General features: G+C 52.4%; 4 tRNA genes. All 4 read left to right on the forward strand.

The features are described 5' to 3' along the window. The first annotated feature begins 34 nt into the window (after positions 1-34). The 4 genes from FC75_RS11925 (at position 35) to FC75_RS11940 (ending at position 382) form a co-directional block, all read left to right on the forward strand. Positions 35-122 (forward strand) — tRNA-Ser (locus FC75_RS11925). A 6-nt stretch (positions 123-128) separates the two neighbouring features. Then, positions 129-200, forward strand: a tRNA-Glu gene (locus FC75_RS11930). A 9-nt stretch (positions 201-209) separates the two neighbouring features. After that, positions 210-297, forward strand: a tRNA-Ser gene (locus FC75_RS11935). Between the two features lie 11 nt (positions 298-308). Continuing rightward, positions 309-382: transfer RNA gene (locus tag FC75_RS11940), tRNA-Met, on the forward strand. The last annotated feature ends 72 nt before the right edge of the window (positions 383-454 follow it).

Below are 454 nucleotides of genomic sequence, written 5' to 3' on the forward strand. Positions count from 1 at the left end.
GCGGCAAAAGCTGCAAATTGAATAACATCATCATGGAGAAGTACTCAAGTGGCTGAAGAGGCGCCCCTGCTAAGGGTGTAGACGGGTCATACCGTGCGAGGGTTCAAATCCCTCCTTCTCCGTCGGATGGCCCGTTGGTCAAGTGGTTAAGACACCGCCCTTTCACGGCGGTAACATGGGTTCAAATCCCGTACGGGTCATGGGTTCATGGAGAATTACCCAAGTGGCTGAAGGGGACGGTCTTGAAAACCGTTAGGTGGGTCAAACCACGCGAGGGTTCGAATCCCTCATTCTCCTTTTAACATTATCGCGGGATAGAGCAGTCTGGTAGCTCGTCGGGCTCATAACCCGGAGGTCGTTGGTTCAAATCCAGCTCCCGCAATTACAATTGAATATTGTTGGTTCCATGGTCTAGTTGGTTAGGACGCCTGCCTGTCACGCAGGAGATCACGAG

The organism is Lacticaseibacillus camelliae DSM 22697 = JCM 13995 (genome assembly GCF_001436615.1).
In the GTDB taxonomy this organism is placed as follows: Bacteria; Bacillota; Bacilli; order Lactobacillales; family Lactobacillaceae; genus Lacticaseibacillus; species Lacticaseibacillus camelliae.